Source organism: Martinezella lusitana, from assembly GCF_010668395.1.
In the GTDB taxonomy this organism is placed as follows: Bacteria; Pseudomonadota; Alphaproteobacteria; order Rhizobiales; family Rhizobiaceae; genus Rhizobium; species Rhizobium lusitanum_A.
In genome coordinates, this window is sequence record NZ_WUEY01000019.1 from 40903 (window position 1) to 67044 (window position 26142).

Below are 26142 nucleotides of genomic sequence, written 5' to 3' on the forward strand. Positions count from 1 at the left end.
CATCAGCGGATAGATCGTGTCGTACGCTGTGAAACGCGTCATGGGCACAGGATGGTCAGCAGATCGGATCTGACCATACCGCCTCCGCCGGAGCACCACGCCTTGAACTTGGTTGTTATAGCCATCTCGGCACTTGCCGGTACGTACGGCAATCCATGAAACCACGCATCGTCAGGAATTGTATCGCCTTTGGCGACAGTCAATAGCATTTTCCTGCGTTTATCCCTCCTGAGCGACAGCACATATTTCCTCCCGAACCAGTTGATGACGCCCGTCATCGGCTCATCCGAAATCCATGAACGACCATCCGTTCCCGTTCCGGTTCGAGAGGGAATCCAGGAGCTAGACCAATGAGATCGCTTTCGAAGCGCTGGGCCCTGTGGGGCGCCGGCATGAGCCTTGCTGCATCCGTTTCCGGCGCAGCGCTTTATTTCAATCCTCCGCACGACGCCGCTGCCAGCGAGCGGAGTAAACCGGCGGCAACGGCCGTGCCGGTCACCTATGAGACGGTTCACACCCGCAATGTCGTGACCTGGCAGCAGTTTTCGGGGCGCCTCGAAGCGATCGAACGCGTCGACGTTCGCGCCCGTGTCGCCGGCGCCGTACAGTCCATCCATTTTCGCGAAGGCGCACTGGTCCGCCAGGGCGACATCCTCGTGACCATCGATCCGGCGCCCTACGAGGCTCTGGTGGCACAGGCTGAAGCGCAGGTCATCGGAGCCGAAGCCCGGCTCGACATAACAAGGATCGAGCTTGAGCGTGGTCGGCGGTTGCTCACCAGCAAGGCGATATCGCAAAGCGATCTCGATCAGCGCGCCGCGGCGGCGAGCGAAGCGCAAGCCAATCTTCGCTCAGTACAGGCGCTTCTGCGAACCGCGCAGCTTAATCTCGATTTTACCAATGTTCGCGCGCCCGTCTCCGGGCGCGTCGGCAGGATCGACGTGACGCCCGGGAACCTGGTGGATGCCGGCTCGACCTCGGTACCGCTGACACGGCTCGTCTCCGTCGATCCGATCTACGCCACCTTCAATGTCGGGGAACAGGTCATCGCCGAAGCGCTGGCCAAACTCGGCGGCAATGGCGACATCGGCCGTATCCCCGTCGAGATCGGCACGCTCTCCGACGACGGAACTCCGGTCCGGGGAAGACTCCAGCTCGTCGGCAACGAGGTCGATAGCGCCAGCGGCACCATCGTCGTCCGCGCTATCTTCGACAATCCGGAAGGCCGGCTCATACCCGGTCAGTTCGTGCGCGTGCGCATCGGGCAGCCGGAAGCGGACAGCCATGTGCTGATTTCGGAACGCGCCATCGGCACCGACCAGGACAAGAAGTTCGTCTTTGCGATCGGCGCGGACAACACGATCGCCTATCGCACAGTCCAACTCGGCGAGACCGCCGATGGCATGCGCATCATCCAAAGCGGCCTTCAGGACGGCGATCGCATCGTGGTCAGCGGCCTGCAGCGCGTGAAACCCGGCGCCCTCGTCGATCCCCGGCCGACCGATCTCACCGCGGCCGCGCAGTAGCGGCGGCCGCCTTTCCAATCCTTTTCCATGGAGAGCAAAATGAATATCTCCCGTTTCTTTGTGGATCGGCCGGTCTTTGCCGCCGTGCTCTCGATCCTCATCGTCGTCGCAGGCCTGATCGGCATGCGGTCCCTGCCGATCTCAGAATATCCGGAGGTCGTACCGCCTTCGGTCGTCGTCACCGCGCAATATCCGGGCGCCAACCCGAAGGTCATCGCCGAAACCGTGGCGACCCCGATCGAGGAGCAGATCAATGGCGTCGAAAACATGCTCTACATGTCGAGCCAGGCGACCTCGGACGGCCTGCTGACGCTGACCGTCACCTTCAGGCTCGGTACGGACGCCGACAAGGCGCAGCAGCTCGTCCAGAACCGTGTCAGCCAGGCCGAGCCACGGCTGCCGCAGGCCGTGCGCGATCTCGGCGTGACGACGGTGAAGAGCTCGCCCGACCTGATGATGGTCGTGAACCTGCTGTCGCCGGACGATCGCTACGACATCACCTACCTGCGCAACTACGCCCTCCTGAACATCAAGGATCGGCTTGCCCGCATCGACGGTGTCGGTCAGGTCATGCTCTATGGCGCCGGAGACTATTCGATGCGTGTCTGGATCGACCCGCAAAGGGCGGCCGAACGTGGTCTCTCCGCCACCGATATCGCGAACGCCGTGCGCCAGCAGAACGTCCAGGCCGCCGCCGGCATCATCGGCGCTTCGCCGAGCGTTCCCGGCCTCGACATGCAGTTCTCGGTCAACGCCCAGGGCCGCCTGACGACGCCGGAGGAATTCGGCGATATCATCGTCAAGTCTGGCGCCAATGGCGAAATCACCCGCCTGCGCGACGTCGCCCGCATCGAGATGGGGGCAGCCGACTATTCGCTGCGCGCGCGCCTCGATGGACAGCCGGCCGTGGCCATCCCTGTCTTCCAGGCACCGGGCTCCAATGCCATCGCCATCTCCGATGAGGTGCGCAAGACCATGGACGAGCTGCAGCAGGCGATGCCCGACGGCGTCAGATACGACATCGTCTATGACACCACCCAGTTCGTACGCACCTCGATCGAGAAAGTCGTCGATACACTTCTGGAAGCCGTCGCTCTTGTTGTGATCGTCGTCATTCTGTTCCTGCAGACCTGGCGCGCGTCCATCATCCCGCTGGTCGCCGTTCCGGTGTCGATCATCGGCACGTTCGCCGTGATGTACCTGATGGGTTTTTCCATCAATGCGCTGAGCCTCTTCGGCCTGGTGCTGGCAATCGGCATCGTCGTCGACGACGCGATCGTCGTGGTCGAGAATGTCGAGCGCAACATTGAACATGGCCTCTCGCCGCGGGAAGCCACCTATCGGGCCATGAAGGAAGTCTCCGGTCCGATCATCGCCATCGCACTCGTGCTCGTCGCCGTCTTCGTGCCGCTGGCCTTCATCTCCGGCCTGACCGGTCAGTTCTATCGCCAGTTCGCGCTGACGATCGCCATTTCCACCGTCATCTCCGCCTTCAACTCGCTGACGCTGTCTCCGGCACTCGCTGCCCTTCTCCTGAAGGATCGTCACGCGCCGAAGGATCTGCTGACACGCGGCATGGATCATCTGTTCGGCTGGTTCTTCCGCGGCTTCAACAAGGCGTTCAGCCGCGGCTCGAGTGCCTATGGCAAAGGCGTCGGCGGCCTGCTGTCGCGCAAGAGCATCATCATGGTCGTCTATCTCGCCATGATCGGCGCGACCTACGGCCTCTTCCAGCAGGTTCCGGGTGGTTTCGTTCCGGCGCAGGATAAACAGTTCCTGATCGGCTTCGCCCAGCTTCCCGACGGCGCGACGCTGGAACGTACGGAAGATGTCATGGGGCGTATGGACAAGATCATCCGCGATCAGGAGGGTGTCGGCCATGCGCTCGCCTTCACCGGCATGTCTATCAACGGCTTCACCAACTCTTCCAATGCCGGCCTGATCTTCATCCCGCTGAAATCCTTCGACGAACGCAAGGGCGCCGGCCTGTCCGGCAATGCCATCGCCGCGGAGCTCAACAAGAAGCTTGGCACAATCCAGGATGCCTTCATCGCCATCTTCCCGCCGCCGCCCGTCCAGGGTCTCGGCACGACCGGCGGCTTCAAGCTACAGATCGAGGACCGCGCCGGCCTCGGCTACCGGGCACTGGACGATGCCAAGAAGGCTTTCCTTGAAAAGGCCGCAACGGCTCCTGAGCTGACGGGTCTTTATTCGAGCTACCAGGTCAACGTGCCGCAGCTCTTTGCCGATCTCGATCGCGCCAAGGCCCAGCAGCTCGGCGTCTCGGTGACCGACGTCTTCGATACGCTGCAGATCTATCTCGGCTCGCTCTACGTGAACGACTTCAACGCCTTCGGCCGCACCTACAGCGTCCGTCTGCAGGCCGATGCCAAGTTCCGCGCCCATGCCGGCGATATCGGCCAGTTGAAGGTGCGCTCGGCTTCCGGCCAGATGATCCCGTTGTCGGCGCTGATGAAGATTGACTTCGCGACCGGTCCGGAACGCGCGATCCGCTACAACGGCTTCCTGTCGGCCGACATCAACGGCGCGCCTGCGGAGGGCTATTCGACCGGTCAGGCCCAGGCCGCCATCGATCGGATTGCCGCTGAAACCCTGCCGAAAGGCATGGGCTTCGAATGGACCGACCTCACCTACCAGCAGATCATCACCGGCAACTCGGGCGTCCTGGTCTTCCCGCTGGCATTGCTGCTCGTCTTCCTGGTGCTGGCCGCCCAGTATGAGAGCTTCACCCTGCCAATCGCGATCGTCATGATCGTGCCGATGGGCGTACTGGCGGCGCTGACCGGCGTCTGGCTGACGGGTGGCGACAACAACATCTTCACCCAGATCGGCCTCATCGTCCTTGTCGGCCTCTCGGCGAAGAACGCGATCCTGATCGTGGAATTCGCCCGCGAGCTGGAATTCGAAGGCCGCACCCCCGTCAAGGCGGCAATCGAGGCCAGCCGGTTGCGTCTTCGCCCGATCCTGATGACCTCCATGGCCTTCATCATGGGTGTGGTCCCGCTCGTCACTTCGACGGGCGCCGGCGCCGAAATGCGGGCCGCCATGGGCGTCGCCGTCTTCTCCGGCATGATCGGCGTCACCTTCTTCGGCATCTTCATGACGCCGGTCTTCTACGTGCTGGTTCGCAGGCTCTCGGGCAATCGCCCGCTGCCGCAGCACCACCCGCAGAACGACAACCAGGCGCAGGTCATGCACATCGCCGCCGAGTGATCCCAAGAGATGCGGGGCAATGGCCTCGCATCTCCGCTCTCCAGATCTTCCATACCCCCAAATTCAGGAGCAAGACATGCAACACAGATATCAGATCGACGAACGCTGGCCGCCCTATGCGAGGGAGCGCCTACTCTTCTTCTGCAGACCATTTGAATATATGGCCGCAGGCATAGCCATCGTGACATTCGCCGCGGGCGCGATGATGGCCATCCTGTAGCAATCCCATATTGCCAACCAAGGGCTCCGCTACTCCAGCGGAGCCTTCAGCACATCGGCGAGATGCTCGAGCACGACGCGTGTCTTCGGCGGCATCCGGCGGCCGAGCGGGATCAGCGCATGCACCGGCGGACCGTCGACATCCACCTCTGGCAACACCTTTACCATCTCGCCGGACAGGACATGCGGATGAGCGACGCGATCGAAGATTTGACCGATGCCGAGACCGTTCCTCACCGCATCGATCATCGACCGTCCGTCACCGACCACAATGCTGGCATTCGGTGAGAGCTCGGACGTATGCGGCCCCTCATAGATCGTCCAGGGCCGAAGCCGGCCCGAACCGGCGCGGAAAATGACAGCCTCCTGAAGGAGAAGATCGCGGATGGAGGTGATCGGCTCGCGCGCCGCCAGATAGGCGGGAGACGCGTAAAGTCCAAGCCTCAGATCGCAAAGCTTGCGTACTGTGATCTCGCCCTCCGACGGCAGAGAGCCAATACGCACCACGATATCCCACCCCTCGCCCACCGCGTCAGACTGGCGATCGGTCAGAGAGAGTTCGATACTGACAAGCGGATATTTCCTGCGAATCTCAGGCAATGTCGGAATAAGCAGCCCGCCGAAACCCACCGGCGCATCCATTCGGACACGCCCAGCCGGCTGCTCCCGCCGCGCCGCCAGCGCGATCTCCGCCTCGCTCAGCCCTTCGAGCGCGACCCGGGCCGCCTCAAGATAGGTCTCCCCATCCTCCGTCAGCCGCACCGCCCGCGTGGTGCGCTGGAAGAGCTTCGTCCCGAGCCGCTGCTCGAGGCGCTGAACCGCCTTGCCGACATTGGACTTGCTGGTCTCCAGCTGCTCGGCGGCGCGGGTGAAACTCGCATGCTGCGCTACTGCGACAAAGGTGGCGATGTCATGTACCGGTGGCGAAGTCAGGGCCATTGTCGCTCCTTGCTCTACAAGCACCCACTCCCGTCTCGTTAACACGCCACGCCCGACACTGGAAAGGAATTGCTGGATGGAGGGCGTTGTCTCCCCAAGGGAGACACTGCTGCGCCGGGCAGACGGTTTATCCACCGACCGCCACACCTCATATTCGCAGCCGGCAATGCCGCTATGCCAAGACCAGGTTCCAGCATCGCATGGGGCAGGCCGGGTATCGCCGCCGTTCCCTCTCCCGGCGGCGATACCTTTTTTCGCCAAACCTTTCGGCATGCACATGTTCGCATCGGCAGCTCATCATAGGCAAAACCTCGCGGCTCTCCTGCTGCTTGCAGGCCTCGGTCTGGTCATGATCTCGCATGCCGCAAACACTGCGATGCCTCCGCGCCTCGTCCGGGAAGAGACACCCGCCTTTCGAACACTGCCGCGATGGACCGGCGAAGAGCCATGCAGGCGCAGATAGGAATCGCCCGACGATATTTGTCGCCCGACGAGAGACAGACAATCGCGCCGCGTGGCGTTTATCGCCGTGAAGCGAAATTGCACTTTGTCATGCGAAGCGGTCGAGCAAACCGCAAAACCACAACGAGGTTTTCGTCATGACAATAGGTTCCAATTCTCCAACAAGGCAGGGACAGCTTTCGGTGTTGCTGGCAGTCTGCCTTGCGGCGCTCATCCTGCCGCTCAGTTTCTCGGGCGCTGCCATGGCAACCCACACCATCGGTCAGGAACTCGGCGGCACCGCCGCCGCCATGAACTGGATCACCAATTCCTTCATGCTGACCTTCGGCGGCTTCCTGATGACGGCAGGCGCGCTTTCCGACGTCTTCGGCCGCAAGCGCATCTTCATATCAGGCGTCGTCCTTTTTGCCCTCGCCTCGCTCGGCCTCAGTGTCGCGCCGTCGCTCGGAATCCTCAATGGCTTGCGCGCAGTGCAGGGCCTGGCGGCGGCTGCGGCGCTTGCCGGCGGATCGGCGGCGCTCGCGCAGGAATTCGAGGGGCATGCCCGCACCCGTGCGTTCAGCATGATCGGCACCACGTTCGGCGTCGGGCTTGCCTTCGGTCCGATCCTGTCGGGCTTCCTCATCGAAAGCTTCGGTTGGCGATCGATCTTCCTGTCAGGTACGTTGGTCGGCTCCCTCTCGCTGCTGATCGCCATCCCGCGCATGACGGAATCGAAGAATCCGGATGCAGCCGGGTTCGACTGGTTCGGTGCGGCGACATTCACCGCGATGCTGTCGCTGCTGACTTTCGCATTGATCGAAGGCCCCGCCAACGGCTGGACCAGTGCTTACGTGCTGACGCTGCTTTTCGGAGCGGCTGCAGCCCTGATCGGTTTCGTGGCGCTGGAAAACCGCGTCCGCCAGCCTCTGCTCGATCTTTCGCTGTTCCGCTACGCCCGTTTCGTCGGCGTCCAGGTGCTGCCGATCGCCACGACCTATTCCTATGTCGTGCTCCTGATCCTGCTGCCATTGCGCTTCGTCGGCATCGAAGGGTATGACGAGATCGAAGCCGGCCTGCTGATGCTCGCTCTCTCCGCCCCCATGCTCGTCGTGCCGCTGCTTGCAGCCACCCTTGCCCGACGCATCGCCGCCGGCATGCTGGCCGGCACCGGCCTGCTGATCGCCGCCGCCGGCCTTTTCTATCTCAGCCGCATCGAAATCGGCGCCGATACCATGGCGCTTGTTCCGCCGCTTCTGCTGATCGGCATCGGCGCCGGCATGCCCTGGGGTCTGATGGACGGGCTCTCCGTCACCCTCGTGCCCAAGGAGCAGGCCGGGATGGCAACGGGCATCTTCAACACCACGAAAGTGGCCGGCGAGGGCATCACGCTCGCCATGGTCAACGCCATCCTCGCCGCCTTTGCCGCATCAGCCCTGCAGCAGGCGATCTCCGGCAAGTTCAACGGCGACGAAATCGGCGCGGCCGCCAGGCATCTCGCCACCGGCGATCTTGCCCGAGCTGCCCATCTGCTGCCAGGAATTTCCCCTGAAACATTGGCGGCAACCTATGGCACGGCTTTCGATGCGCTGATCTATGTGCTGATCGCAATCACACTGCTTGCCGCTGCAGTCGTCTTTGGGCTGCTCGACAATGCGAAGCCCTCTGAGGAGGAAGCAAACCCGGTCGTATCGCCGGGGGAATAACAAAACAGGGCCGCAATGGACAAGGCTCGTAACCGTCGGTCGCACCATTCCGATTGGAGGTGCTGGAAACGGTTACGAGCCTTTTCTGTTCAATTGGAAATCCCGAAATGGCAGCTCGACATTTGCCGCAAGCCGCAGGCTTCCGGCTTGGTCCTTCCGCAAAGCCGGGCGGAGTACCTGCTTTGGCGATTGGAAGCTCCTCAGCGAAGTCTTGCGGAAGATTGCAGTTGGGCCGCCTCGACATCGGCGGCCAGCCCTTCCAGCGCCTCGTCCATGATGCCGAGCGCTCTCAGCCCATCGCGCGTGCGGAAGAGATAGTCCGCGGAACTGCCGATGCTGCCGGAAGCTGTCGCAAGCCGCTGCACCCTCGCCTCATGGGAAAGACCGCCGGCATAGGCGCTTGCAAGCGGATCCATGGTAAAGGCGATACCGCTGCCAAAGCGCATGCCACTTTCGTCGAGCAACCCGACCCAGCGCGGGATGTAGGCATGGGCCACCATCTCCCGCCGCCATAGCAGTTCCAGTTCATGAGCGAGGTCTTCCTCGGCCAAGCGCAATGCGACGCCATCGCAGGCGCCGCCTTCGTCGAGGCCGAGCACGAGGCCGGGATTATCGGGCGAGCCGCGCCCGGAGACGGTGGCCACGCAGAAGGACCTGTGCCAGCCGCTGATGCGGGCAGGCCGCTGCTCAACACTGTGAATGACAGGATTCCAGATCAGCGATCCATAGGCGAACACCCAGAGATCGCCCGCCGGTCGCACGGCAAGTATCGACGCCAGCGAGTCCCGGCGCTCCTCTTCGGTCAGAAGCCGCAGTGTCGGAGCATCACCGGCAATCAAGGCCTCGAACGTGCCACTCAGCAGCAGGTCGCGCGAAAGGACCTCTTCGCCGGAACATAAGACAGGATCGCAGACCTTGTTATTGACGGTCATGGCGTTCCCACTCTTCGATACAGGCGATCTGTCCGGAAACGAAGGCTATGTAGCCGGCAATGGAAGCGACGGCGGGATAGGACGTCTCATAGGACCATGCCGCCTTGGCATGGTACCGTCCGTCGACGGCAAGATCGAAGTAGCTGGCTGCGCCCTTGTAGGGGCAATGGCTGCTGTGATCGTTGCGGCGGAGGTAATCCATCGCAACGTCCGCGCGGGGGATGTAATGCACGGGCGGCAGGTTCGCCTCCCGCAATGTCAACGCGTGCAGGCTGTCGGCGACGATCCTGCCGCCGGCGCGAACCACAACCCGCGAAGGGTTCGGCCGCAGCCTGATCGGATGGTCGTCGTCCGGAATTTTCATGCGTGGGTCGCTCATGGACGTCCTCGAATAACAGGATGTTGGCGCCCATCATCCATGCGCAGGCGCGCGTGATAAAGGAGGCTTTTACGGACAAACTGTCTCTCTCATCGCCACAATAGCATCGCCCGCTTTATCGCCATGCAGGATACAGAGAGTCTCATTTTCCAGCGTTTATCGCATCATGTTCCTCAGCCACATTTGTTCCAGAGCGAACGGCAGGCCATCGCAGCCGGCTCCGACAGCAAAGGATGAGACCATGTTCGATTTGAAAATAGGCTCCAGGAACGAAGGCGACCTGTCGCTTTCCCGCAGACAATTGCTGCAGGCGGCAGCAGCAATCGGCGTCGCGCTCGCGCCTCTGCCGAGCTTCGCCGCTCCAGCCTCCGCTACCGGGCTCGTGCCCTTCAGGATCGATATCCCCCAGGCCGATCTCGACGACCTGAAGCTTAGGCTCGCCAGGACCCGCTGGCCCGAGCGGGAAACGGTTTCGGATGCCTCTCAGGGCGCCCAGCTCGAGAAGGTGAAGGCCCTCGTCGATTATTGGCGCACGACATACGATTGGCGCCGCCTTGAGGCACGCCTGAACGCCTATCCGCAGTTCAAGACCGAGATAGACGGTCTCGGCATCCATTTCCTGCATATCCGCTCAAGGCATGAGAACGCCCTGCCACTCATCATGACGCATGGCTGGCCGGGCTCGATCGTTGAATTCCTCGAGGTGATCGACCCGCTGACCGATCCGACGGCGCATGGCGGCAAGGCAGAGGATGCCTTCCATGTCGTCCTGCCATCAATCCCCGGCCACGGCTTCAGCGACAAGCCGACGGAAAAGGGCTGGAACCGCACCCGGATCTCTCATGCCTGGGACGAGCTGATGCACCGGCTTGGCTATGACAGCTATGTCGCGCAAGGCGGCGACTGGGGCAGCGTCATCACCACGGAAATGGGTCGGCTGCAGGTCAAGGGTCTGAAGGCGATGCATATCAACCTGCCCTTTGTCGTTCCAAACCCCTTCCCCTCCGATCGGACGCCGGACGAAGAGGTCGTGAGCGAACAGCTGAAGCGTTTCAGCGAAGGCTCCGCCTACTTCCAGATCCACGCCACGCGCCCGCAGACCATTGGCTATGCGCTCGCCGACTCGCCCTCCGGTCAGGCAGCCTGGATTTATGAGAAGCTCGCCTCCTGGAGCGACAGCAACGGCGATCCCGAAAATATCTTCACCTATGATCAGATGCTCGACGACATCATGTTCTACTGGATCACCGACAGCGGCGCATCCTCCGCCCGGATGTATGCGGAGAATGCCGACCTGACCTTCAATTCGATCCCCGTCGCTATCCCGACCGGCGTCTCGGTCTTCCCCGGCGAGATCTTCACGCCTCCCAGAAAATGGGCGGAGCGGACGTTCAGCAACCTGGTCTATTGGAACCGCGCGGAGCGGGGTGGGCATTTCGCCGCCTTCGAACAGCCGAAGATCTTCACGAGCGAATTGCGGGCCGCATTTTCGAGCCTTCGGAACAAATGATCGGCCTTGCGGGCCACATTATCTCTCCTGAAGAGACAGAGTATCGCATTCTCGCGGATTTATCCGCGAAGATCGACGCAATAACCTTCTTCCATCGACATCGCTTCTCACAAAAGGAAACAAGACTATGAAACTCTATATCGCCGACGACACCTGCTCCCGTGCAGTCCAGCTCATTGCCAACGAAATCGGCCTCTCCCCCGAGTTGATCCACTTCGATGTCTTCGGCAAGAGCACCTCCAATGGTGATGATTTCGCCAAGGTCAATCCGCTTCTCTACGTCCCGGCGCTGTCGCTGGACAATCAGGAGGACATACTGGCGGAAACGATCGTCGTCATTTCCTATCTCGCGGACCAGCATCCGGCGGCGGGACTGATTCCCGTTCGCGGCACGCTGGAGCGCGCCAAGCTTGACCAGTTGCTCGTGTTCATGGCCACGGAAATTGCTCAGAAGCATATTCCGCTCATGCGCAAGCTTCTGACGGCCGAGGGTATCGCGTTCACCACCAACAAGCTGCTCACGGCTTACAAGGTTCTGGACGATCGCCTTGCTGACGGGCGCCCGTATCTGTTTGGCGACACGTTCACCGTGGCCGACGCCTATGCCTGGGCGACCATGTGGGGCAGCCGTTCCGGCGTGAATATCGACCACCTCAAGAACTTCGCCGCCTGGAAGGACCGTATCGACGCACGCCCTTCTGCCGTCAAGGCGCTGCGCGACGAAGCCGAGATCGTCGCGTTCCATAGAGCCGAGATCGCTGCCCGCGCTGCCTGAGCGACCAATGCGGAGCTGCGGGGTCCACGCCGCAGCTCCCTTGCCTGAAAAATACCGATCGGGAGGATCATCCCATGCATATCGCCCTGACATCCCGGACTGCGATGGTCTCCATCAGTAACGAACACTCATCGGTGTCCGCCATCTAGCGGGCGTAGTTGAAACGTCATTCCGCATCACGATCCATCTGCATAGCGTTCATTGCTCTCCCACTCGTGCGCGGCCGGGAGGCATGGGATAGCCCCTGGCAGCCGATGTTCAGGCCGCACGCGAGGAGAACTCGCCTCCCTGCCGCTGATGAGAACCTTCCCGGCCCGGTTCGAGGCGGAAATTCGCAAGCAGATCTTTCAATTGTTCGGCTTGGGAAGCGAGGTTTCCGCTGGCCGCAGAGGTTTCCTCAACCATTGCCGCATTCTGCTGCGTCCCCTGGTCGATCGAATTGACCGCGATGTTTATCTCACCCAGACTAGCGGACTGTTCGTGTGACGCCTTGACTATGGCGACGACGTGCCCGCTGATCTCCTGCACATCCGCGATGATGGCCTGCAATGCCGTGCCGGTTTCACCGACCAGCGTAACGCCGGATTTCACCTCATGGTCGGATTTGGCGATAAGCGCCTTGATTTCCTTTGCCGCATTGGCGGATCGTTGTGCCAGCTCGCGCACTTCCTGGGCGACGACCGCAAAGCCTTTGCCGGCATCTCCAGCGCGGGCGGCTTCGACACCGGCATTGAGTGCCAGGAGATTTGTTTGAAAGGCGATTTCATCCATCATGTCGGTGATCGATCCGATCGCCCGTGACGAACGCTCGATCTCGCCCATCGTCTTTACCGCCTGTTGAACGATCGCGCCGGACTTTTCGGCGCTTGCGCTCGTCCGGGCAACGACGCCACCGGCTTCCTCAGCCCGCTTTGCGGCATTCCCCACTGTCGCAGTGATCTGACTAAGGGCGGCGGCAGTTTCCTCGACCGATGCGGCCTGACGTTCCGTGCGTTTCGACAGATCATAAGCAGCCGAGCTGACCTCGCTTGCCGCGCCGTCGATCGACAAGGCGTTTTGTTCGACCGACTGCAGGGCCTTGCGCAGGATCTCCACCGAATTGTTAAAATCGAGCCGAAGCGTGTCGAGCGCGGGGATGAAGGGTTCCACGATCTTGCATGTCAGATTGCCATCGGCAACCTGACCCAGCCCCGCGCCGATCTCGTTCACGGCGCGGACCCGCCCGGTAATGTCGGTGGCGAACTTCACCACCTTTGTCACCTTGCCGTCCTCATCGAAGATCGGGTTGTAGGATGCCTGGATCCAGACCTCCCGCCCGCCCTTGCCGAAGCGCTTGAACTCTTCCGCGACGAACTCGCCGCTGCGCAACCGCTGCCAGAACGCGGCGTAAGCCGGGCTATGCTGATAGGCGGGATCGACGAACATGCCGTGGTGGCGCCCGACGATCTCGGGCAGTTGATAGCCGAGCGTCGAAAGGAAATTCTCGTTGGCGGTCAAAATCTCGCCTTCAGGCGTGAACTCGATAACAGCCTGGGCGCGCGAAATAGCGGTAATCTTGCCCTGCGCATCGCGGGCGGCCGCCACCAGACCGGTGGCTCTGTCGGCCTCCGTGCGCGCCTGTTCCTCATTGTAACGAGCAATGGAAAGCAGCTTGTGGGTCTGAGCGATCGTCCAGACCAGGGCCACGGTTTCGAGCACAAGGATCACCGCGTGCAAAATCACGCGGCCGAGACTCCCGCCGCCGTAGAAAACGAGAGTGTCGAGGCTCAAGCCGAGACCCAGATGATGTACGGCAACGAGCGCCGCGCCTAACAGAATGACGCGGATGTCATACATGAGGGCGCTGATCGCCAATGCTGCGAAAAACGCCATGTGAATGTCGGTTTGCCAGGGATGCCCTCGCGTGGCGATCAGCAGCGCCACGATCTCCGTCATGAGCGCGGTCACGATCATCAGCCGCAGGGCGTCACCCTGGCGCATCGCGACATAGGTCGTGCCGAGACCCAGAAGTCCGATAATGGCTAGTACGGATGCAAGGCCGAAGGAACCCTGAATGGCCCAATCGACGGTGAGGGTCGTCGCCGCCAGAAAGGCGACGATTGCACAGAGTGCTATGCTGGACAGCTTTCGGACATGATCGAGCGTCATCGGACTACCTTGAGACAGGTTGAGTTTGTTGTGTCAGCGGCTCGCAAAGACCTCTTGCCGCAAGAGTGAAAAGTGCACCTGCGGAGCGGACGCGCGATGCGAACTCTGAGTCAGGCGCATAAGCGACGACCACGTTGGAAAATCGGGAGGGAGCGACGATTGACCCGCCGGCGGCCACAACGACTTTCCAGGCTGTCACTTCGTCGGTGAGAGCGGGGAACACGACAGCCATTTGCCCCGTCGATGGCGGCGCGTAGTCCGCAACAAGAAGGCATGCGACGGTGAATAGCGCCATGAAGAGGGCAGGCAGGAGCGCGGAGATCGTAAGTGGCGGCGACGCAGCGCTCATCGGGAAGCTATCGACCGCCTCCGCCGAGTCATGGTCCTGCCGATGACGAAAAATCCTCAATGCCCTGCCCCTCCCTCCGACCAGCCCTGCTATGCATCCGTTCGATCATGGCGGCCATTGGCGGCGAGAGGATCGATGCGTGTATTCGATCAATTCTCACCGGAGGAAGGAAGCATGCGGACGCGCCGCGCTTCCTTTGCCTGACCCTGGCGAACCTCGAACGTCGTTCACCCAGGATATCTGGCCCCCACCAATCTTCCTCGAAAGAATGAGGAATATCCGTCCACGGCTTTTCAACGATAAGATCAACAGATCCAGCGCCGATGCAGCGAGCCGCAAACCGATATATTCGGAGTTACTCTCTCCCAAGCTTGAGCATCCGGATCGAAGGTCATTTAATACCTTAATGGTTAACGATCCGGTACGAGGTATACATTGGAATCGATGAGGGAAGAGACCGGGGATCGTTTATGGCATCTCGCAATCGACGCCCCCAACCATCATGCCACGTTCAATCTTGACTCATCGCGCCATGCTCCTGTCGTTCTCCGCGAAAGACGCAGGCATTCTCCTGCAGTTCCGAAGGAATTGAACTCCTCCCGTATGGGATGCTCGGCGGGAGGAAGAGGAACGAAGCATGAGCGGCACCCCTCCTTGACCCTTGCGAGGATCCCGAGGCAGACCATCTCGATCGGAACGCTTGCGACTGTGATGGTTTGGGAACGTGTTTGAATTTACCCTATCGGCAAACCCGAGGGAGTATACAGCCCTTGCTGGAATTCGAGCCAAGCCGGCAAAAATCCTGACAGCTGTCAGGGTTCACGCATTGCCGTGGACGGGATGGATGACAATTTTGGCAGGCTCATTCGAGGGAACTTTTGGGCGTGGAGTCGCGGTGGAACCAGTAGTCCATTCCAAAACCCTGACAGCTGTCAGGATTCTGGAACAGACTGTAAGGAGGTCTTGGCGGCTGAAGCCGCCGGGCAAACCCCAAGGTATCGCGGCGAGGGGCTTAACGGTGGCATCCAACGTCAAGCGTGCAACGTGATCGATCTGCCGGCAGCCGGCCTGCTGCGCACAATAGCTGCCGGGACAGAAGTCTCATGTCCCAAGGGCAAAAATGCGCGGGACCGATCTTGGCTGTCACCGTGCGCTACTTGCTTTGAAGGGTCTCGGCACCCGCCTGACTATCGGGCTTTGACCACTCCAGCCTCGACGAGCTTGACAGGCAAGGGCGCCCATCTCTCTGATGAAAGAGATACATCGTGAATGCTCGAACAAATATACGACGCCAATCTACCTTCAAGTTTCCACCGGCGGCGCTCGCTGAACGCTGAGAAAGGATGGATCATTGCCGTCTGCCCCTGAGCTCCTCATAACGGAGACCGACGAATGGATCGTCAGTCATCGAGCGAACTCGTCTCTTCCCGGCTATCTGATCATTGCCTCGAAACGGTTCGCCAACGATCTGTCCGAGTTGCCTGAGGACACCTTGCGCGAGCTTGGCCCGCTGCTGGCTCTGACGCAGACCGTTCTCCGCCGGAAGCTGAATGCCCGGCGCGTCTATATCGGCCGATATGGACATGCACCCGGGCAATCGTTCCATTTTCATATCATCCCGATCTACCCGTGGGTAGAAGAGCTGTTTTGGCTCGACGAGCGATACCGAGTGCTTCAACAATTCACCGAAGGGACCGCGGAAGAGACAACCGACGGTGCCGAGCTGACGCTGTTCGTGTGGCGTGAATTCTGCGAGCGTCTCCAACCACCACCCATCAAGGGGCCAACGGTTCCAGAGGTCGTCGAACTACTCAAAAAAAGCATGTCGTCACGACCGTCACCGATCAATATTTGAACGGCTGCAAAACGTCCGATCATGCCTGTCGAAACCCTGCTGACGCCACTGTCGCCGCGACACAGGAAAAACGGAATCCTGGGTGGGATTTGGAGGGGGAATTTGCTTGACTTATAGGCGCGACTATCGTGCTATATGTCCCATAGCGGTCGAGATTATCGTCCGGATGGCTAAATTCGAAACTTGATAGCCTTTTGATTTTTCAGAGTAAATTTCTATATGTGAAGCTATCTGGCAATTAGCTTCCATCAGCCATACAGTCGCTAGATATGCCTGTTCAGCTGTATGCTCGGCCCTTTGATCGAGAGCGGAATTCCATCATAATCGGCTCTGATGGCGGCTTTTTCACCGCATTCTGGACCTCTTTTGAAGGCTCGAAACGGGCAGATCGCAAGTGCCGCGACGTGCTTTATTCTCCCGAAAGGCCCATTCCTGACTGAAAAGCTTTCGAAGGGGATGCAAACCGCATCCGGGATAGCGGCCTGATTTCCGCCTAGTGATGCAGCCACGTTTTGAAGCGAAGGCAGAGGGAGTTTGTCAGAAATGCCACCTCTTGCCCTCTCCCTGAAAATGCGGCGCTTACCCGAAGCACAACCGGCCCTTTGGGTCTCGAATGTCACCGGAGCATTACGAAATTGTAAGGGTGCTATTCATTTTCGGTTAAGTCTCGATGGGGCATCAAAGTCATGCGTAAACACGCAGCATCAACCCCCAATGCTTACGAGGCTCACATGAAAAACCTGTTTCTTGCTTCCGCCATCGCCCTGGTATCCGTTGTCGCCGTCAGCGCCCCGTCCCAGGCTGCTCCGTTCCATCGTCATCACCATGATTGCGTCGTCAAGAATGTAAAGCACAAGGTTCACGGCCATTGGGTCGTTCGCAAGGAACGCGTTTGCCGTTAATTATCGCATTCCTGTCGTCGGTAGTGATCGGCGATAAACTGGACGGCCATAGCTGAGTGGATCGGCTGTGGCCGTATCGTTTCAAGGGCAGCAAACTTCATAGCGTCATGCGATCTGGCCGAACCTCGGAAGCTCGATCTTGGGAACAGCCGCCTGAAATACCGGTCTCGCTGAAATCGGTGCCTTTTGGTTAGTCGTCTCACGACCTCATGACAAAACCTTTGCCTGGAACAGCACCTCTTCCGCTACTGGCTCGAAGCAGCGCGGTCAGGACAGGGCCAAGCGAAAACGCCCCCCGCTTTGCCTTTGTCGAGAGATCTCGCAGGTAGGCTCCGGCTGAGTTGATATGCCCGGATCGTTCGAGGATGCAGGCCATCGTCGCGGCCGCGTTTTCCGGCCCCATCATGTCACAGGCATCCTGGTAGGCTCTCGGGCTGATACCAAGCATCGATCGCACCACAACGGCGGCGGACATCATATCTCGCCAGCTGTTGATCGTGCCCGTCGGACCATAGGCGTTTATCTCGGGGCAGGCTTTCAGCACCAGGTCGAGTGGAAATACTTTCATCGCGCCGTCAAAGGACGGCTTTCGGTTTTCAGGTTTTGCTTCCTGCTCGTTTTCAAAACTGACTTCAGATTCAGAGATGGATTCTGGATTTGAATTCTGTATGTGGCGCTCACCATGAGCATCATTGGTGCTATAATTCTGCGTTTTTTGCTGTGTTTCCAGAAGCTTGACGATTTCGCTCCGCAAACGCTCCATGTCATGGAGGATCGAGGCGATTTCCATCATCGCGGGAGAGCGTGGAATGCGCCCGATGAGGTGCGAGAAGCACTCTTCGATGAAGACCCAATCACCGGCCGCACCTTCCTCGATCGCTGCTGCAATCAGCTTGCGAATATCGCGCCGGCATATGGTGAGGTTCTCCCTTGCGCGACGAAGGGCAAGACGATCGGCAACGACCTGCTGTGCCACGGAAGCCAATTCCTCGGCGCGCCAGAGAAGTGGGGAAATATCGAAGCCGAATGCGCTTTCAATCTCACCGGCCCGGTCTTTCCTGGCATAGCGCTTGCCATTGGCGCTATCCCTTCGAAGGATCAGGCCGGCTTCGATAAGAAGAGCGAGATGCCGGCGGAGCGTTGCGCCCGCAATACCATGGGCACGCAACGTCAATTGCGCGTTCGAGGGAAAGACGACAAGCTGAGCATCCCGACGAAGTTCGTTCTCGGGATAGAAACTCAGCAAGGCGCTGAGCACCGCCAGGCTGCGATCCTGTAATCCCAATCGTTCTCTTGCCTCGGAGACATCTCGAAAGATTTTCCATTTGTCGGCTGATCTGATTCGGCCCGTTTCGGCAGCGGCAATCTGCCGCCGCACCAAGGCAAGCGCCAACGATCGCCGCCCGAATGGCGTCGTTATATGTCCTTCCTGCATTTTCCTCACCTTCAAGAAGGCAAAAGAAATCCGCTCACCAAAAACAGTGCCTAAAGACTCTTGACTAGGATTCGGGGAAATGCGATTCTTCAGTTGCTACATTGAAGAGAAGGCTTCCACGACGGCAACGTTTGGGGGCCTTTTTCTTTTGCTTGGCTTCCTTTCCAATCAAAAAAACCTGACAGCTGTCAGGAGTTACGGTTATCTCGCTGACGGGAGAAGCGCTCGATCAAGCCGGGCAGCTCTCCTTCGACAAATTTTATGAAGTCCACGCCCCGCGCTCCCTCGCCCAGGATTCGAACCTCTTTCGGTAAGACCACACAGGCACCAAGCCGCGTTCCCGACGAATCGGCAATCGGGATCTGGGTGGTGCCGTTCGGACCGGAGCGCGGCTTGATCGCGTTCAGCGCCAGCTGGAATCGCTCATCCGATGTTTCCTGTCCTTCACGGGTGCCTGACAGGATCGCACGCACAGCCTGCAATGCATCCGGCGCGGCTGAAATCATTTTAGCCAGCTCCAGCCAGCGCGGGCGACCGATCTTCGGGGCCCTGCCGATCGATGCGATCACATCTGCGGGGATCGCGCGATAGACGCTGCGCATGCGGGCAAGTTCCGCATCCTCGATCGAAAGAGCAGCATAGATATGCCGCGCCTTAATGCCGGCGTCGTCCATACGGGCGGCGAACAGCGCGCGTTCGATCCAGGTCAGATCCTGCCTGCTGGCGTTCTCTATCCCCTGCGCCAAAACGAGGTCGAGATCGGAAATCTGCACCTCTATAGCGCGTACGGTGCGCCCGAGCTCAAGTGCGGCGCGCCATCTCCGGTGGCCGTAGATAACCTGATATCGATCGCCCGCGGATGGATGCCGCCGAACCTGGATCGGAACCTTCTGGCCCTCCTCCTCGATCGAGCGCTTGAACAGCTCGAAGTCATGCGGGTTGTCGTCCGGCAGGCGATCCGGATAGGGGGAGGGATCGATGAGATTTGGATCGAGATCCTCAATCCAGCCGCCGCCGGCTTCGACGATGGCACGCAGTCGATCGCGCTCGGCACGAATGTCGCCAATCGCACGGTGCGCAGCACCGATGACGCCCGCTCCAACGCGGGCCGGCTGAGCCGGGGCAGGGGCGGGCGAAGGTTGGCTGGTCGTAGCTTCTTCACTTTCCAGTTCGGCTGAAAGCAGACCAAAACTGGCAACGATGGATTTTCTCGGGCTCTTGCTCATCCTCGCCCCCAGCTTGCATTGATGAGTTGCACGATCGCTTCATTGACAGCGTCGACCGACTCGCGTGCACGCTTGTGCGTATCGCGACCGATCTGCCCCATTTCGAGTTCGTAAATCGAACGCTTGGCAAGCCCCGCCGCTTCGACGGCCGTGCTTTCGATCGCCGTCGGCAAGAGGACGTCGGAGCCGAACAGATGGCGCAGCAACGCCACGACTTGCGACTGAGGCGCATCGTTCGGATCGTGGCGCGTGACGAGATAGCGAATGAAATCCTGGTCGAGCTGGGCGCCGCTCTCGTTGAGCACGCTGATCAGGTCGCCCATCATGAGCAGGAACTGGCTCATCGACGCCACGTCGAGCATGGCGGGGTGGACCGTGATGATCATGCTCGTGGCTGCATAGATCGCACTGAGCGTCAGGAAACCGAGCGACGGAGGCGTGTCCAGTATGACGACGTCGTAGTCTGCTTCTATCTCGGCCAGAACGAGCTTCAGCCGCTCGAAAAAGATGGCGCCGGAAGCTGACTTCTGGGCGAGAACGCGAGGGGTCTCGTGCTCGTACTCCATCACTTCCAGATTGCCCGGAATAAGGTCGATACCGTCGAAATAGGTCTTGCGGATGATGTCGCGAATTGGACGCCGTTCGGCCTCCTCATATCGCAATGCCGCATAGATGGTCTCGTTGGCGCCGACATCGATTTCCGGTTGTGCGCCGAACATCGCCGAAAGCGATGCCTGCGGATCGAGATCGAGGGCAAGGACGCGGTAGCCATGTAGGGCGAGATAGTGCGCGAGATGAACGCAACTGGTCGTCTTGGCGCTTCCGCCCTTGAAGTTGGCGACGGCGAGAACTTGAAGATGTTCACCAGGGCGGCGACGCGGCAGGAAACGCAGGGCCTCGGCGGGCTTCTGTTTGGCAAACAGCTCCCGCAATTCGTTGATCTGGGCGAGGGTGTAGACCCGGTGGTTGTTCTCCAGCCGGCTGGGCGCAGGCCCTCTGCCTTCGCTCGACATCAGCTTCAAGGTCGAATCCGGAATGGACGTCAGCTTGGACACTTCGTTGGTCAGGAACTGACGGAGCATCTTTTCAGACTTCGGCGGATACATGCGCGTTCTGAGCTGCTGGAGCTGGCCCGACAATATCGTCGCATGGCGCGCAATTTTGCTGCCTGCGTTTTCCTTGGAAGGAGCTATTGTCTCCGTGCGGTTTGCTATCGCCATTTGTCCCTCTTGGCGGCCTGTCGCCGGTTTGCCGACCTTTGCCCGCCAGAAGATAGAACACGATTCTGTCAGGGCGTCCAGAGATTAACGGTTAACGCCCGGTTAACGTGTGACAGTCAGGACTCTCTGTTGCAGCGCTCAATACACTGCTTTTTCTGACTTTTCTCGGAGATGCCGCCGCTAACGGCCGACGCAATGACTCACACTATTTAACAGCATCGTTCGGCAACCGCCAATCGATAGACCTATATCCGGCTAACTTTGCCATGATTCCATCGGCGAGAATCGCCGCATGGCGCGAGGTGAGTCGGGGCTTCCTCGCAGAGAAATGCGCGGCCGCGACTGCAGCGTCACAGGCAAGAAGCATGTTCTCGGCAAGGTTCGGCCGGATATCTCCGCCTGCAAGGCCGCGTCGCGGCAACGGCAAATCCCTGAGGTTGGCAGGGACAATTGCGTCATGCGGGCCTCGGTTCGATCGCACCGTATCTTATGGCTGATCTTCCCTAAGACTGCAGGATGTGTTTGCGCGTCAGCTCCTGCAGCATGGTCACGTCGCGCTTTTCGATCGCATCGACCATCTGCTGATGCTCGCGGCCGGACTGCTCGACGCGGGCGCGCGTGCGCCATTGCGACACCGGCGCCGACGAGGTGCGCTGCCGGATTTCGGTGATCAGCTCGACGAGCTCCTGATTGCCGGCAAGCGCCAGCAGATGTCGATGAAAGGCGAGGTTGGCTTCGTAAAGCTCGAGCATGGTGCCATTGAGCACGAGATCGTCGAAGTGCAGGGCAAGTGCGCGTAAATGCGCAATATCGGCCTTGCCGGCGTTTGCGACGATGCGGTCGCTGACCGCCACTTCGAGAATGACGCGGATGTCGCTGACTTCCTGGGCGCGGCGTCCGTCCTGCTCGTGGACATGATAGCCGCGGTTCGGAATATGCTCGACGAGCCGCTTCTGCACCAGCCTGTCGAGCGCCCGCCGCACTTGCGGGCGCGTACAGTTATAACGTCGTTCGAGGTCGATCTGCTTCAGCCATGTTCCGGGCGGAAGCCTGCCGGCCAGAATGTCCTGGAGAATGAGCTCGGTCACGTCGGGCGTTTCCCCCTCGTGTGTCCGCGCTGTCGCTTCAGCTTCCAGCGAGTTCATGCAGCTCTCCCAGACCTTCCCAATTTGGCGATGACTATCATAGGTCCGCATTTTTCAACAACGACGCTCGTTATCGTTGCCGAAAAAATATTCATGCTCATCTCTTGCGCATCCATTTTAATTGGCACATAAATTGGTACCAATTTAGTATCCATTATGCGAGGCAGATAGCAAGCCCATGCAAAATTCCGATGCGGTCTGGGATATCGTCGAGAAAAAACGCGCCGAATTCTTCGCGCTCAGCGACCGGATCTGGGAGATTCCGGAAACGAATTACCTTGAGTACCGGTCCTCGGAAGAACATGCCCAAATGCTGGAAGACCAGGGCTTTCGGGTCGAGCGCGGCATTGCCGGACTGCCGACGGCGGTCATGGGCGAGGCCGGCGAGGGCGGTCCGGTCATCGCCATCCTGGGCGAGTTCGATGCGCTGCCGGGGCTGAGCCAGGAGGCCGGCATTGCCGAAGAGCGGCCGCTCGTCGATGGCGGCAATGGCCACGGCTGCGGCCACAACATGCTGGGCGCCGGCTCGATGCTGGCCGCTGCCGCGGTCAAGGACTTCCTCGCCGAAAACGGGTTGAAGGGCAGGGTTCGCTATTATGGCTGCCCGGCCGAGGAGGGCGGTTCCTCCAAGGGCTTCATGGTTCGCGCGGGCGTTTTCGACGATGTCGATATCGCGATTTCCTGGCATCCGGCTGCCTTTGCCGGCGTCAACAACCCCATCTCGCTTGCCTGCAACGAGATCAACTTTCACTTCTCCGGCCGTGCGTCACATGCGTCCGCGACGCCTCATCTCGGGCGCAGCGCGCTCGATGCGGTCGAGCTGATGAATGTCGGGGTCAACTACATGCGCGAGCACATGCCCTCGACGGCGCGCATCCACTACGCCATCACCGATGCCGGCGGTGCAGCGCCCAACGTGGTGCAGGCACGCGCCACGGTGCGCTATCTCGTGCGCGCCCGCACCCTGCCGGAACTTCTTTTGCTGGTCGCCCGCGTCAAGAAGGTTGCCGAAGGCGCTGCGCTGATGACCGAGACCACCGTTCGCAGCGAGATCATCAGCGGCGATGCCAATCTTGTCGGCAACACGACCCTCGAGGAATGCATGTTCGCCCAGCTGGAACGGCTCGGGCCTCCCGTATTCGATGATGCGGACCGCGAGACGGCGCGCAAGTTTCAGCAGACGTTCAATGCCGAGGACATAGCCGCCTCCTATGGCCGCTTTGCCCTGAAGCCGAAAAAGGGGCAGGCGCTCTGCGAAGAGATCTTTCCGCTGAATGCCGGCGACGGCACGCTGGTCGGCTCCACCGATGTCGGAACGGTCAGCTGGGTCGTTCCGACCGTGCAGATGCGCGGCGCCACCTACGCCATCGGCACGCCCGGCCACTCCTGGCAGCTGGTCGCGCAAGGCAAGCTGCCTGCCGCCCACAAGGGAACCGAACATGCCGCCAAGGTCATGGCGAGCACGGCCGCCGAACTGATCCGCAATCCCGCGCTTATCGAGGCGGCCAAGACGGACCACAGGGCACGCCTCGAGGGTACGCCTTTCGTCAATCCGATTCCCGACGACGTCGAGCCGCCGCTTCCGGAGAAGGTCCATGGCTGAGGCGCTTCCAAAGCCCGACCGCGAGCGCCTGATGGCGCATATCGGCGAGTTTGCGCGCCGCGTAAAGCTGTCGGGAACGGCCGAGGAGCTGGAAAGCTTCCGCTATCTTCAGGCGCGGATGGATGCCTATGGCTATCGCACGACGCTTCTGTCCCACGACGCCTTCATCAGTCTTCCGGGCGCGGCCAGGGTCGAGGTCGACGGCGAGAGCCTTCGCTGCATCACCCATTCCATGTCGGCCGCCACATCGCAAACAGGCGTAATCGGCGACCTCATCCATGTCGGTGAGGGCAGCGAAGCGGATTTCGCCGGCAAGGACGTTGCCGGCAAGATCGTTCTGGTCGATGGCATCGCAACCGAGGAAGTCGCAGCCTTGGCAAGTGCCGCCGGTGCGCTCGGCGAACTTCATATCAGCCCGAACGAGCATCTCTATGAAATGTGCGTGTCGCCGGTCTGGGGCAGTCCGTCGCAACATACGCGCGGCAAGCTGCCGGCGACGGTCATCTGCTCGATCGCCAAGGACGATGGCGATCGGTTGCGCGGGAGACTAGCACGCGGCGAGGCGGTGGCGGCAACGCTTTCGGCGGAAGTCGATACCGGCTGGCGCAAGACGCCGCTGCTGGTCGCCGAACTCCAGCCGGCAGGGGACGACGCGCCGTTCGTGTTGTTTTCCGGCCATCACGATACCTGGCATTTCGGTGTGATGGACAATGGCGGCGCCAATGCGACGATGCTGGAGGCTGCGCGCCTGCTTGCTCTTCGTGCCGCCGAATGGCGCCGGGGCTTGCGCATCTGCTTCTGGTCCGGGCACTCGCATGGCCGCTATTCCGGCTCTGCCTGGTATGCGGACGAATATTTCGACGAACTCGATCGCCGCTGCGCCGTCCATGTCAATGTCGATTCCACCGGCGGCGAAGGTGCGACCATTCTCACCAATTCCGGCGTCATCGATGAACTCAGGCCTCTGGCCGCGGAGGTGATTGAACGCGTTGCCGGACAGAAGCATGCCGGCAGGCGGCATGGCCGCGCGGCGGACCAGTCCTTCTGGGGTGTCGGCATCCCCTCGATGTTCGGCAGCCTCAGCCATCAGCCGCCGGGGCCGGTCAAGATGCTGACGGCGCTCGGCTGGTGGTGGCACACGCCGCACGACACGGCAGACCATATCGATCCGGGCAATCTGAGCCGCGACACGGCGATCGTTCTTGAGGTTCTGTGGCGGCTGCTGACGTCGCCCGTCCTGCCGCTCGACTACTCTGTCTATGCGGCCGCCCTTGGCGAACAGATCGCAAGGCTGCAGGAGGAGCTTGCCGGCCGCCTCGACATTTCCGGCCTTTCCCGGGCCGTTGAGGAATTGAGGGTCTGCGCGCAAGCGATACTGGAAACGGGAGATTCATCGCCGGAGAAGGCAGGGCGCATCAATGCGTCGCTGATGCGAGCCGGCCGCCATCTCGTGCCGCTCAACTACACGAGCGGCGAGCGCTTCCACCATGACAGCGCACTTCCCCACCCGGCCTGGCCATCGCTGGAGGGTTTGCGCGCCCTGGCGGCGCTGCCTGCCGGGTCGCCGGACACGGCGTTCTGCGCTGTTCACGCGCGTCAGACGAGAAATCGCGTTGCCCATGCGCTGAGGGAGGCCAATGCGGCCTTGCGAGCGGCGCTGGAGGACTGACGCGGCGAAAACCGAATATGACAACAGGCCGCCCAAGCGGCTGAAAAAAGGGAACGAAAATGAAAAACAGACATCTGCTTGCCGCCGTATTCGGCGCGATTGCCTTCCTCGCGCCCCTGACCGCCGGCGCCAAGGACTGGACGCATGTCAAGGTCGGCATCGAGGGGGCTTTCCCGCCTTGGAATCTCATGGATTCGAGCGGCAAGCTCGCCGGCTTCGATGTCGATCTCATCAATGACCTCTGCAAGCGCGCCAAGGTCGATTGCGAGCTGATCGCCGGCGAATGGAACGCCATGATCCCGAGCCTCAATGCCGGCAAGTTCGATCTGGTCATGACGCTCGGCATCAACGAGAAGCGCAAGCAGGTGGTCGATTTCACCGTGCCCTATGCGAGCGGTGTCGCAAGCTTCCTGCTTCTGAAGGATGGAACGGTGCCGCCGTTGCCGATGTCGGGCGAGCGGCTGAACCTCAACGACAAGGCCAAGGCCGATCCGGTGATGGCGGAAATCGGCAAGGCAATCAAGGGCAAGACCATTGGCGTCGTCCAGTCGACCAGCCAGGAGCAGTTGATCACCGGCTATTTCGGCTCCGACGTTACGGTGCGCGCCTACAAGAGTTCCGGCGAACGCGATCTCGACCTGAAGGCAGGCCGTATCGACGCAGCTTTCGATAGCGGCGTCTATGAGACTTCCGTGCTCGGCAAGCCCGGCAACGACGATCTGACGATGTCCGGCCCGCTGGTGAAGGGCGCGATGCTGGCAACCGAAGTCGCGCTCGGCATGCGCAAGGGCGAGATCGATCTGAAAGCGAAGTTCGACGACGCCATCAAGCAGGCCGCCAAGGACGGGACGATCAAACAGCTCTCGGAAAAATGGAGCAAGATCGACCTGACGCCGACCTTCGATACCAACTGATCGTCATGATGGCGC

The 26142-nt window shown here is 60.6% G+C and carries 20 protein-coding genes; 11 read left to right on the plus strand and 9 right to left on the minus strand.

Annotated features, from left to right (window positions below; genetic code table 11):
* Positions 1–38 precede the first annotated feature (38 nt).
* Positions 39–278: a hypothetical protein gene (locus GR212_RS28620; protein ID WP_163991932.1), complete on the minus strand. Its 240-nt coding sequence runs from the start codon at positions 276–278 to the stop codon at positions 39–41.
* Positions 279–350: 72 nt separating this feature from the next.
* Here GR212_RS28620 and GR212_RS28625 point away from each other — a divergent pair, with 72 nt between their 5' ends.
* From GR212_RS28625 to GR212_RS28635, 3 genes are all read left to right on the plus strand, one after another.
* Complete coding sequence (locus tag GR212_RS28625; RefSeq protein WP_163991934.1) at positions 351–1526, plus strand: efflux RND transporter periplasmic adaptor subunit; 1176 nt, start codon at positions 351–353, stop codon at positions 1524–1526.
* Positions 1527–1565: 39 nt separating this feature from the next.
* Positions 1566–4760 (plus strand): efflux RND transporter permease subunit, encoded by a 3195-nt coding sequence (locus tag GR212_RS28630; RefSeq protein ID WP_163991936.1) that lies wholly within the window; start codon positions 1566–1568, stop codon positions 4758–4760.
* 76 nt (positions 4761–4836) lie between these two features.
* On the plus strand, positions 4837–4980 hold the full coding sequence (locus GR212_RS28635) for a hypothetical protein (RefSeq protein ID WP_163991938.1): 144 nt from the start codon (positions 4837–4839) through the stop codon (positions 4978–4980).
* 29 nt (positions 4981–5009) lie between these two features.
* Here GR212_RS28635 and GR212_RS28640 read toward each other — a convergent pair whose 3' ends face one another.
* Positions 5010–5918 (minus strand): LysR family transcriptional regulator, encoded by a 909-nt coding sequence (locus GR212_RS28640; protein ID WP_163991939.1) that lies wholly within the window; start codon positions 5916–5918, stop codon positions 5010–5012.
* A 599-nt stretch (positions 5919–6517) separates the two neighbouring features.
* Here GR212_RS28640 and GR212_RS28645 point away from each other — a divergent pair.
* Positions 6518–8065, plus strand: a complete 1548-nt coding sequence (locus GR212_RS28645) for an MFS transporter (protein WP_163991941.1) — start codon at positions 6518–6520, stop codon at positions 8063–8065.
* A 200-nt stretch (positions 8066–8265) separates the two neighbouring features.
* Here GR212_RS28645 and GR212_RS28650 read toward each other — a convergent pair whose 3' ends face one another.
* Both GR212_RS28650 and GR212_RS28655 read right to left on the minus strand, forming a co-directional pair.
* Positions 8266–8997 (minus strand): gamma-glutamylcyclotransferase, encoded by a 732-nt coding sequence (locus tag GR212_RS28650; RefSeq protein ID WP_163991943.1) that lies wholly within the window; start codon positions 8995–8997, stop codon positions 8266–8268.
* Entirely contained in the window at positions 8984–9376 is a 393-nt protein-coding gene (locus tag GR212_RS28655) for a DUF427 domain-containing protein (protein ID WP_163991945.1), read from the minus strand. The genes GR212_RS28650 and GR212_RS28655 overlap by 14 nt, the downstream gene beginning before the upstream one ends.
* Positions 9377–9617: 241 nt before the next feature.
* On the opposite strand from GR212_RS28655, the gene GR212_RS28660 reads away from it, so the two are divergent.
* Both GR212_RS28660 and GR212_RS28665 read left to right on the plus strand, forming a co-directional pair.
* The gene (locus GR212_RS28660; protein WP_163991947.1) at positions 9618–10886 is read left to right on the plus strand and encodes an epoxide hydrolase family protein; all 1269 of its coding nucleotides are present in this window, start codon (positions 9618–9620) and stop codon (positions 10884–10886) included.
* 127 nt (positions 10887–11013) lie between these two features.
* Positions 11014–11661 (plus strand): glutathione S-transferase family protein, encoded by a 648-nt coding sequence (locus GR212_RS28665; protein WP_163991949.1) that lies wholly within the window; start codon positions 11014–11016, stop codon positions 11659–11661.
* Positions 11662–11919: 258 nt separating this feature from the next.
* On the opposite strand, the gene GR212_RS28670 is transcribed toward GR212_RS28665, so the two are convergent.
* Positions 11920–13809, minus strand: coding sequence for a methyl-accepting chemotaxis protein (locus GR212_RS28670; protein ID WP_281411085.1), 1890 nt, complete (start codon positions 13807–13809; stop codon positions 11920–11922).
* Between the two features lie 1700 nt (positions 13810–15509).
* On the opposite strand from GR212_RS28670, the gene GR212_RS28675 reads away from it, so the two are divergent.
* Both GR212_RS28675 and GR212_RS36975 read left to right on the plus strand, forming a co-directional pair.
* On the plus strand, positions 15510–16013 hold the full coding sequence (locus tag GR212_RS28675; protein WP_163991951.1) for an HIT family protein: 504 nt from the start codon (positions 15510–15512) through the stop codon (positions 16011–16013).
* A gap of 731 nt (positions 16014–16744) precedes the next feature.
* Entirely contained in the window at positions 16745–16915 is a 171-nt protein-coding gene (locus GR212_RS36975) for a hypothetical protein (protein WP_204326805.1), read from the plus strand.
* A 199-nt stretch (positions 16916–17114) separates the two neighbouring features.
* On the opposite strand, the gene repC is transcribed toward GR212_RS36975, so the two are convergent.
* The 4 genes from repC to GR212_RS28695 all read right to left on the minus strand — a co-directional run bounded on the left by repC (position 17115) and on the right by GR212_RS28695 (position 21941).
* Positions 17115–18350, minus strand: coding sequence for a plasmid replication protein RepC (repC, locus tag GR212_RS28680; protein ID WP_163991952.1), 1236 nt, complete (start codon positions 18348–18350; stop codon positions 17115–17117).
* A gap of 188 nt (positions 18351–18538) precedes the next feature.
* On the minus strand, positions 18539–19576 hold the full coding sequence (gene repB, locus GR212_RS28685) for a plasmid partitioning protein RepB (RefSeq protein WP_163991954.1): 1038 nt from the start codon (positions 19574–19576) through the stop codon (positions 18539–18541).
* Positions 19573–20796 (minus strand): plasmid partitioning protein RepA, encoded by a 1224-nt coding sequence (gene repA, locus GR212_RS28690; RefSeq protein WP_163991956.1) that lies wholly within the window; start codon positions 20794–20796, stop codon positions 19573–19575. Before repA ends, repB begins: the two co-directional genes overlap by 4 nt.
* A 503-nt stretch (positions 20797–21299) precedes the next feature.
* Positions 21300–21941 (minus strand): GntR family transcriptional regulator, encoded by a 642-nt coding sequence (locus GR212_RS28695; RefSeq protein ID WP_163991958.1) that lies wholly within the window; start codon positions 21939–21941, stop codon positions 21300–21302.
* A gap of 178 nt (positions 21942–22119) precedes the next feature.
* Between GR212_RS28695 and GR212_RS28700 the strand changes: the two genes are divergently transcribed.
* Genes GR212_RS28700 through GR212_RS28710 form a run of 3 tightly spaced genes read left to right on the plus strand, consistent with a single transcriptional unit; the run spans position 22120 to position 26127 of the window.
* The gene (locus GR212_RS28700; RefSeq protein ID WP_163991960.1) at positions 22120–23544 is read left to right on the plus strand and encodes a M20 family metallopeptidase; all 1425 of its coding nucleotides are present in this window, start codon (positions 22120–22122) and stop codon (positions 23542–23544) included.
* Positions 23537–25213, plus strand: coding sequence for a M28 family peptidase (locus GR212_RS28705; protein WP_163991962.1), 1677 nt, complete (start codon positions 23537–23539; stop codon positions 25211–25213). The genes GR212_RS28700 and GR212_RS28705 overlap by 8 nt, the downstream gene beginning before the upstream one ends.
* Positions 25214–25272: 59 nt before the next feature.
* The gene (locus GR212_RS28710) at positions 25273–26127 is read left to right on the plus strand and encodes a transporter substrate-binding domain-containing protein (protein ID WP_163991964.1); all 855 of its coding nucleotides are present in this window, start codon (positions 25273–25275) and stop codon (positions 26125–26127) included.
* Positions 26128–26142: the final 15 nt, after the last annotated feature.